7 protein-coding genes are annotated in these 9,290 nt (G+C 52.3%); 6 read left to right on the top strand and 1 reads right to left on the bottom strand.

Annotation, left to right across the window (positions count from 1 at the left end; all coding sequences use genetic code 11):
• The first annotated feature begins 106 nt into the window (after window positions 1–106).
• The 5 genes from ABTW62_RS12830 to ABTW62_RS12810 all read left to right on the top strand — a co-directional run bounded on the left by ABTW62_RS12830 (window position 107) and on the right by ABTW62_RS12810 (window position 6,796).
• Complete coding sequence (locus tag ABTW62_RS12830; protein ID WP_430904969.1) at window positions 107–2,329, top strand: RelA/SpoT family protein; 2,223 nt, start codon at window positions 107–109, stop codon at window positions 2,327–2,329.
• Window positions 2,330–2,438: 109 nt separating this feature from the next.
• Window positions 2,439–3,743 (top strand): M18 family aminopeptidase, encoded by a 1,305-nt coding sequence (locus ABTW62_RS12825; RefSeq protein ID WP_430904968.1) that lies wholly within the window; start codon window positions 2,439–2,441, stop codon window positions 3,741–3,743.
• Between the two features lie 308 nt (window positions 3,744–4,051).
• Entirely contained in the window at window positions 4,052–4,339 is a 288-nt protein-coding gene (locus tag ABTW62_RS12820) for a hypothetical protein (protein WP_430904967.1), read from the top strand.
• Between the two features lie 162 nt (window positions 4,340–4,501).
• Window positions 4,502–5,518, top strand: coding sequence for a class 1 fructose-bisphosphatase (locus ABTW62_RS12815; RefSeq protein ID WP_430904966.1), 1,017 nt, complete (start codon window positions 4,502–4,504; stop codon window positions 5,516–5,518).
• A gap of 504 nt (window positions 5,519–6,022) precedes the next feature.
• Window positions 6,023–6,796 (top strand): DUF5995 family protein, encoded by a 774-nt coding sequence (locus ABTW62_RS12810; protein WP_430904965.1) that lies wholly within the window; start codon window positions 6,023–6,025, stop codon window positions 6,794–6,796.
• A 316-nt stretch (window positions 6,797–7,112) separates the two neighbouring features.
• Here ABTW62_RS12810 and tnpC read toward each other — a convergent pair whose 3' ends face one another.
• Window positions 7,113–8,540, bottom strand: coding sequence for an IS66 family transposase (gene tnpC, locus ABTW62_RS12805; RefSeq protein ID WP_430904964.1), 1,428 nt, complete (start codon window positions 8,538–8,540; stop codon window positions 7,113–7,115).
• Window positions 8,541–9,015: 475 nt separating this feature from the next.
• Here tnpC and ABTW62_RS12800 point away from each other — a divergent pair.
• Window positions 9,016–9,290, top strand: a 275-nt coding sequence (locus ABTW62_RS12800; protein ID WP_430904963.1) for a GmrSD restriction endonuclease domain-containing protein, incomplete at its 3' end; no start/stop codon positions are given.

Below are 9,290 nucleotides of genomic sequence, written 5' to 3'. Positions count from 1 at the left end.
TAACTCAACCAGCCTCGCCCTCGCTACGATCGCTATTTTCGGACAGCCTCCTATGCCTGCACCTGAAAGTTGCCCAATTTTAATCTGAAGGACCAGTAAGCATTCCATGGTGTCATCACGCAGCAAATTACTTCCGCTTGTGGCAGATAATGCTGATTCCGAGACCTGGCTGAATGAACTGACGACACAATTCACGCCAGACGAGATCGAACAGCTGCGCCAGGCCTGCGCGCTGGCAGCACCGCTATACGGTACGCAACATACGCTGACCGGCACATCCTTACTGCAACATGCGATGGGCGCGGCCTCCATACTCATCGGCATGCGCATGGATGCTGAAACGATCGCGGCCACTTTGTTGCACGCGGTGCCCGAATATCTGGATGACTGGCAGATGCAGATCCAAAGCCAGTTCGGCGCCAATGTTGTCGGACTGGTCGAGGGGATTTCACGCATGGAACAGATTCGTCAGTTCAGCGAAATTGAGCAGTTGCATGCACTGGATCATGCGGGCGACCAGGCGCAGCAGATCGAAAGCTTGCGCCAGATGCTGCTGGCCATGGTGCAAGACATACGCGTGGTGTTGATTAAACTGGCCGAGCGTACCCAGACCTTGCGCCACCTCAAGGGCGCCAGCCCTGAGCAACAGGTGCGCATCGCCCGCGAGACACGCGGGATCTTTGCGCCACTGGCCAACCGGCTGGGGGTCTGGCAAATCAAATGGGAGCTGGAAGATTTTGCGCTGCGTTATTTGGAACCGCAGCTCTATAAGGAAATTGCCCGCTTGCTCGATGAGCGGCGCGTGGATCGCGAACAATACATCGAGGATGTGGTCGCTCAACTTAGGCAGGTGCTGCAACAGGCTGGCATCCAATGCGAGCTCAGCGGGAGACCCAAGCATATTTACAGCATCATCAACAAGATGCGCCGCAAGCATCTTGAATTCAGCGAACTTTATGATATTCGCGCAGTACGTATTCTGGTGGATGATATCAAGGACTGCTACGCGGCGCTGGGTCTGGTGCATCACTTGTGGCAGCCGATTCCCGGCGAGTTCGACGACTATATTGCGCGCCCCAAGAGCAATGGTTACCGCTCGCTGCATACGGCTGTGATCGGCCCGCGTGGCCTGGCGCTCGAGGTACAGATCCGGACCCACGATATGCATCATCACTCCGAATTGGGCGTGGCAGCCCACTGGCGTTACAAGGAAGGGGGCCGCCGGCCGGATAACAAATTTGATGAGAAAATCGCCTGGTTACGTCAGATTTTGGCGTGGAAGGACGAAATCAGCGAAGGGGGCGATTTGCTCGAGCAGTTCAAGAGCGAGTTGTTCCAGGACAAGGTTTTTGTCCTGACGCCACAAGGGAAGGTGATTGATTTGCCCAAGGGCTCGACGCCCATCGATTTCGCCTATGCGCTGCATACCGACCTCGGTCATCGCACACGCGGCGCCAAGATCAACGGCAGCATTGTGCCACTCAATACGCGGTTACAGAATGGCCAGCGAGTGGAAATTCTGACTACCAAAACCGGTGCGCCCAGCCGTGACTGGCTCAATCCCGCGCTCGGCTATTTGCAGAGCCCGCGCGCGCGCGCCAAGGTGCGGCACTGGTTCAAATACCAGCACTTCGAGGAACATGTGGCCAGTGGCCGGACCAAACTTGACCGAGAACGTCATCGGGCCGGAGTCGCGAGCGTGAATCAGGAAAAACTCGCGCAGAAGCTGCATTACAACCGGCTTGAAGACTTGCTTGCCGCCATCGGCCGGGGAGATGTCAGCGAACACCAGCTTGCGCTCGCCATCCAGGAAATGACACCACCCAAGGCTGAGCCAGCCGTTCCAGCCTCGACAGCCAGACGCACGTCGTCTCCTTCATCATCACCGGGTATTATCGTCGAAGGCGAGAGCAACCTGCTTACCACTCTAGCCAAATGTTGCCGGCCGGTACCGCCGGATGCCATTGTTGGTTATGTTACCCGCGAGCGCGGCGTCACCATCCATCGCCAGTCCTGTGCCTTCGTTGCCCGCCTGCCAGAAGAGCGGCGCAGCCGCTTGCTGCAGGCGTCATGGAGTATGGGTGGCAATCACGTTGCCAGTGTTGAGATCGAAGTGGAAGCGCGTGACCGCCAGGGCCTGCTGCGGGATATTAGCGACTTGTTCGTGCGCGAGAAGGCCAATGCCACCAGGGCCAACATGCTCAGCCGCGGTCATCTGGCGATGATGCTGTTCTCGCTGGAAATTACTGATCTGGACCAATTGCGCCGCCTGCTGGCACAAATCCAGCATGTGCCGGGTGTGATTGCGGCGCGGCGACGGGAATGGTGAACGGTCAGTGATCTTCCGGCCATGCCATGTTTGATTGGCCGAGCCGCCTTGCGTATAGTTGACGAGTCATTTTCAAGAAAATATAAGTTAATGAAAGTAAACATAAATTATGATAAATAAACAACAGGCCCAGCATCTGCTGGATTTTATCGACAATAGCCCAAGCCCATGGCATGCGGTCGCCTTGATCGAAGCGGCCATCAGGGATTTGCAGTTTGTCAGGCTCGATGAAACCGATAAATGGCAGCTGCAAGCAGGCGGGCGCTATTATGTGGTGCGTGATGATTCATCGATCGTGTTGTTCGTCCTGGGGCGAAAAACGCCTGCTGAAGCGGGTTTCAAGATTGTTGGCGCACATACCGACTCACCGGGGTTCCGCATCAAACCGGCCGCTGCAACCGTTGCCGATGGCCTCGCCAGACTCGGTGTCGAGATTTACGGCGGGCCGATACTCGCTACTTTCACCGACCGCGATCTGAGCCTGGCTGGTCGGATCAGTTACCTTGACGAGCAGGCGCAGCTTGCGCACAAACTGGTACGATTCGAGCAGCCGTTGCTGCGCCTGCCGAATCTTGCGATTCACATGAACCGGGGCGTCAATGAAGAGGGCCTCAAGCTGCACAAGCAAAACGAGCTGCCGTTATTGTTTGCCCAATTAACCAGCGAACAATTGCCGCAGCCATATTTTCTGTCACTGCTGGAACAGGTGACAGGTATCGGGGCGACGAAGATACTATCCTGGGATCTGGCGGTATACGATACCCAGAAAGGTGCTTTCTGGGGCGCCAATCAGGAGTTTTATGCCGACAGCCAGATTGACAACCTGGCCTCCTGCCATGCCGGATTGCAAGCTTTACTTGATGATGCAGTGCTCGGCCAGACCGATGGCACGCTGGTCTGTGCATTTTTCGATCACGAAGAAATCGGCAGCGAGAGCCATATCGGCGCGGCCGGCAGCTTTCTGACCGATATCCTGCTGCGCATCGGCATGGCGGTTTCATCGGATCGTGAAGAAACGGCGCGTGCATTGGCCCAAAGCTTTCTGGTCAGTGTGGATATGGCGCATGCCTATCAGCCCAACTTTCCGCAGGCCTATGATGCGGATCATAAAGTGTTTGTAAACCAGGGACCGGTCATCAAATCGAATGCCAAACGCCGCTACAGCTCCGAGAGTGTCTCCATCGCGCAATTCATTTGCTGGTGCGATACGGCGGGCATTCCCTATCAGCACTATTCCCATCGCTCGGACCTGCCCTGTGGCAGCACGATCGGACCGATTGCTTCCGCGAAGCTCGGCATACGCAGCATCGATATCGGCTGTCCGATGTGGGCAATGCACAGCGTCCGGGAGAGCGCCGGGGTGCAGGATCATGCATACATGATCCGGGTGCTGAAACAGTTCTTTACTGATTGATTCCGTTAAACACGCTGGATGGCATTGCAATGCCTTTGAATAAAATAAGCCGCTCTCCAATTTACAGCGGGATGCATGTAGCGCGTGATAATTCCCCGTCATTTTTATTGGTTTTGATAACCACGAATACACACTAATGATTCAGTGGTGATGTTCACGTGGATTGAGTTTGGTCATGCGAAAAGGAGAAGGTGCGATAGCCGGTCAAATTACGGGTGAAACACAATCGAAGTGGTTTTTCATTATTCGTGTCTATTGGTGTGCATTCGTGGTTTTATTTGTAGCAATCAGTTGAAAAGGAGGTTGCAATGCCAAGTACCGCAGAGCAAGTGCGCGATATCAGCGCTGATATATGGAATGATGTGCATTACATGATAAGTGCCTGGAGCCAGATTATCCGCCTGCGCTTCCATTACCAACCATCTTCCTGTCATATCCGGCACCGGGTAAGCTGGCTGGGCCTTATCCACCAATATAATTATTTGGAATGGGATGGGGAGGGCACGATGACGCTCTATCATGGTTTCAACCCTATTGCCATGAGCAGGTTCGAGATACAGCCACGGCTTGACGGCAAGATCGTGATCGAAAATTGAATACTTTCGTTGCCTGGCAATTCATCCTGTCTGTTCGGCATATATGCCATTATTTGCATGGAATAACAGAGGGTTGTATGGTTGTGCCAGCACTCGTCTCGTGCATGTCCAGCGCCAAAACGGTATAATCCCTGCTTTTTTATATAAGCAAGAGGAAGCTGAATGCATAGCGGCACAACCCTTACCCAATTTATTATTGAAGAGCAGCGCCACATCGCAGGGGCCACCGGCGATTTCACCGCATTATTGAACGATGTCGTAACCGCCATCAAGACGATTTCCAATGCGGTCAACAAAGGTGCTTTGATCGGCGTCATGGGTTCGCTGGACACTGAGAATGTACAAGGTGAAACACAGAAAAAGCTGGACGTGATCACCAATGACATCATGATTCGTAACAACGAATGGGCGGGCCACCTGGCAGGCATGGCGTCGGAGGAAATGGACAACGTCTATTCAATCCCGACCAAATATCCGCTGGGCAAATATCTGCTGGTGTTCGATCCACTGGATGGTTCCAGCAATGTCGATATCAATATTTCCGTCGGTACCATTTTCTCCATCCTGCGTGCGCCGGTGCCCAATCGTGCCGCGGCTAAAGAAGACTTTCTGCAACCCGGTGTGAAACAAATCTGTGCGGGTTATGCCCTGTATGGTTCTTCGACCATGCTGGTGCTGACGACTGGCCATGGCGTGAATGGCTTCACGCTGGACCGCGATATCGGTGAATTCATTCTCACCCATGAGGATATGAGGATTCCCGCCGATACCAAGGAATTCGCCATCAATGCTTCCAACCAACGCTTCTGGGAAGCGCCCGTGCAGCGGTATGTGGCGGAATGCCTGGAAGGCAAGACCGGTCCGCGCGAGCGTGACTTCAACATGCGCTGGATCGCCTCGATGGTGGCGGAAGTCCACCGGATTCTCACACGCGGCGGGATTTTCATGTATCCGCGTGATACCCGAGACCCCAGCAAGGCTGGCAAGCTGCGCCTGATGTACGAAGCCAACCCGATGAGTTTCATTGTCGAGCAGGCGGGCGGCAAGGCATCGACCGGTTACGAGCGTATTCTTGATGTCGAACCGACCGATCTGCATCAACGTGTACCCGTGATTCTCGGTTCGAAGAACGAGGTCGATGTCGTGGTTGGCTACCATAGCGCACCCAAGGCCGAATGACATAACATGCCTGAACCATTTTCAGTAATGCTTCAGGCATAACGGCTACGCCGTCACGGCGAATACTAGGAGGCTGTCCGAGAATAGACTGATCTACTGCGGACGAAGCTGGCTGGCCGGATTTTCCGATCCTTTTCGTTAAATAGAACCACTATTCGCCTCAAATGATCGAAAAATCCCGCTCAGCCAGCTTCGCTCTCGCTACGATCGCTATTCTCGGACAGCCCCCTAGCAGGCGAGCGGGCAACCAGTGCGATGCTGACCGCACGCACAGAGAGTCGCATCACAAGCTGCCGTGACGGTATCTTCCGGCGAGCCGTGCTCCTTGCATGGCTCCCTTACGCCGACGGAGTCCGCTAGCTTTTCCGCAGACTGCAGCACCCCGTCAAAATCCATGCATGTCTAAACCCCGATCAAAAGCGCTAAAGCCGCGATATTAATGAGATCAGTTAACCGGATGTCATCTTAATATGGCCGCTCCGACCAGACTAACAGGGAGAGGATATGTCCGATTTTCCAGCTTCGATCGCAACCCTGGCAGAAACAATCGATGATGTCATTCAGCAGCTGACAGCAATTGTCGACTGGTCAAAGCAGAACAACTCCCGGATCGGCTATTTTGCCGCGCTCTACCGGAAAGTCACCATTCAGGTCAAGAAAGGGATAGAGCAAAACTTTTTTGACGATGGCCCGCGCATGGAACGGCTGGATGTGATTTTCGCCAATCGCTATATCCATGCCTGCTACCAGTACCAGACAGGACAATCGCCTACCCGGTCCTGGATATGTGCGTTCGACCAGACCGAACGCTGGTGGCCGATTGTTTTACAGCATTTGCTGCTGGGCATGAACGCCCACATCAATCTCGATCTTGGTATCGCCGCGGCGGAAACGGTGCCCGCCGAGGAACTGTCCGGCTTGAAAGGTGATTTCGATAAAATCAATCAGGTCCTGGCCAGCCTGGTGGGGGATGTGCAGGATGAATTGGCCCAGATCTGGCCATTGCTGGGGCTCATGAACCGTTATCTGGGCAATGTGCAGACAGCCATCATCAATTTCAGCATGGAAAAAGCGCGTGATGCCGCCTGGTCATTCGCCGAGACCTTGTCACCCCTGCCTGCAGCGCAACGCCAGCAGGCAATCGGGAACAAGGATGAAGCGATAGCAGCATTTTCCCGCGTCATTTCCCACCCCGGCTGGGTGGGAGCCTTGGTCAATAAAATCGTCCGCCTGGGCGAGCGGGGCACAACCCGCCAGCGTATCGAGATACTGGAGTGATCGATACAACTGACTGAAATCGATGTGAAGAAACAAATTGACGGAAACCCGCTGCTGCTCTCCCTTACGTAGAGCTTGCTCAGAAAGTATAAATGGTTGTTTTTGAATTGAAATGTCTTATAAATCAATAATATTTAAGTGCAAGGTTTTTGAACAAATTATGCGAAAACCCTTGCACTTGATTTGAACGCAAGCTCACCCATGCTCAATTAATCATAGTAAACCGCGTATTGTTAGAAATAATATTCTTTATAAAACAATTGGTTGTTAATTTTAAATCTCAAACGATCGGTAACTATTCAGCGTATTTTTTCTCTCAGTCATTCTGCAACATAAAATCAGGCAGTTTTCCGGCGAAGAGCAAGGAAAGCGCCTCGGAAGCAGAAACATTATTTTTTCTGCAAGTAGACAGATAACTGCGTACCCGACAGAAGATATCAGCACCCTCTTTTGAGCGAAAGCAACCTGATATTTTCTGATGCACTTTGGTCATCCTGATATCGTTTTCACCTTGGTTGTTTGTGAAAGGCACGATGGGATTAGTCATGAATCGCAAGACATCCTGTTCATAAAGTTGAAGACGTTCAAGCAGGTTTCGAGCCTTGCTTCGTTTAATCCGCCCTCGCTGACCTGGTTTTTTTGTTTCATCCGGCGCAGGACATTCATTTTCCGCTTGTTTCAATAAATCCCGGTAGCGTTGTGCGTAATGCTCGGCCTGTTCTGTGGGTAAAACATTTCCTTGTGCTTTAACATCTGCCAGAATGGCTTGCAGCAACGTTTGCATCTGTCTCGCCCACTGCTGGTTATCCTGTTCATAGGCACGTTCCAGTTCACGCAGATGATGCGCATTACACAGTGCGTGCAGACAAGCGGTGTACCGGTAATAGGGCTTCCAATGGTCATGACAAAGGATGCCGTTAAACCGTGGTAGCACGCCTTTCTCATTCATAGCATCGGTGCCGCGGTGAGTATGTGCATAAAACAGTGTCCAGTTTTCATTTGAGTGACAATGCAGCCAATGTGTCTTGCCATTGATATTGATGCCCGTTTCATCGGTATGCAACAAAGGCGATGCCTTGAGCTTTTCAATCAACTTTTGCTCAAACGGTTCAAGCAGGGCATAGGCCTGCTGATTGAAGTTGTAGATCGAGCCTGCGCTGATAGGCAGATCTATCTGATCCTGAAAGTATTCCCGCACCCGATGATAGGGAATCAGTTGGTATTGCGACAGATAAACGGCATGGGCCTTGACACCATTGCCATACTGAACCGCTTTAGTGACATGATCTGGAAACGGTGCCACAAAACGCCGTCCATCTTCATCTTCCAGTACCTCTGCCCGGTATTCGGTGACTAAACGGCTGATGTCGATATCAAATACCTGGCGCCGCTCAAACCCCGCTTCCCGGTATTGACCTGGTGGCAGAATCGAACGATCAACCGCCAGCACTTTGATCTCATCGGGGTCATCCGCTTGTCGAAGCGTAGCGCCAACACTGCCTATTTGACCGCCCGCTTTGCGGCTGCCTTCTCCGATTCGTTTCTCGCGGGGACGATTCTTGTCCGATGATGGTGGTTTGCTGCTGTTGCGGCTACTAAGGCCTAAACGATTTACTAGCACCTGAACAACCACTAACAGTGCTTCCAGCGTTGTGCTTAATGCTGGCGGCAGGTTTTGCTCCTTCGCTAGAAGTTCCTGCACCTTTTTTACCGTGGCTTCCACGTCTATGCCGTCGACTGTCAAAGTGTTGTTCCAATAGCTGTTTCTGATATAACGCTATTGTACAACCTGTTTTCAAAACACAATTTTTCGACTCAGATCGCGCCATACCACACTGTAATTTTGCCGACCTTCACGTGCGTGAATTAACCATTTTGACGGCTGCAATACATCTTTATGCGACGATTACACATGCCCTAGCAGGCAACTCCAAATGTATCGGCAATCTTGCTTTTTTACACGAAAACCCTGTCAAGCACTTTTTACATTTTTTCGCTGAATAGTTACAACGATCGTAAGAAATACTTTTTGAATAAGCCCTAAGTACCGCTTTCCCGGTAGTTTAGTTCAACAAGGTTTATCCGCCGCCGATAAGGCAGCGGCTAGTGCAAGCTTGGGGAAGGCGGCGGATAAACGCTATTCGTTGGGCGGTATCAAACAGTGGTATGCATGCGCAATTGGGGTTTAGCGAAAAGTATTCATCTCAAAAGGCACGATGATGAACATCTCACCTGACAAGCAGAACATTGACCGCGTGTTCTCAAACACGGTCTACTACATAGACTTCTACCAGCGTGACTACCGCTGGGCCGCCGAGCCAGTTCTACGTCTCCTTGACGACTTGTTCCACAAGTTCGATGGGCAGTACGCTCGTTCCAGCGACCTTGATCCAAGCAAGGAGACGATCGCCACACACTATCCCTGGTATTACCTAAACACGTACGTAACAAACGTTGTGGATGGGCGCGTTTATGTCGTCGACGGACAGCAGTG

The organism is Nitrosomonas sp. ANs5 (assembly GCF_050584665.1).
Classification (GTDB): Bacteria; Pseudomonadota; Gammaproteobacteria; order Burkholderiales; family Nitrosomonadaceae; genus Nitrosomonas.
This window is presented reverse-complemented; position numbering and strand designations above follow the sequence as displayed.

Excerpts from the sequence above, each read along its gene's own strand:
- ABTW62_RS12820 (WP_430904967.1), top strand. The coding sequence starts at position 4,052 with ATGCCAAGTACCGCAGAGCAAGTGCGCGATATCAGCGCTGATATATGG.
- ABTW62_RS12830 (WP_430904969.1), top strand. The coding sequence starts at position 107 with ATGGTGTCATCACGCAGCAAATTACTTCCGCTTGTGGCAGATAATGCT.
- ABTW62_RS12825 (WP_430904968.1), top strand. The coding sequence starts at position 2,439 with ATGATAAATAAACAACAGGCCCAGCATCTGCTGGATTTTATCGACAAT.
- ABTW62_RS12815 (WP_430904966.1), top strand. The coding sequence starts at position 4,502 with ATGCATAGCGGCACAACCCTTACCCAATTTATTATTGAAGAGCAGCGC.
- ABTW62_RS12810 (WP_430904965.1), top strand. The coding sequence starts at position 6,023 with ATGTCCGATTTTCCAGCTTCGATCGCAACCCTGGCAGAAACAATCGAT.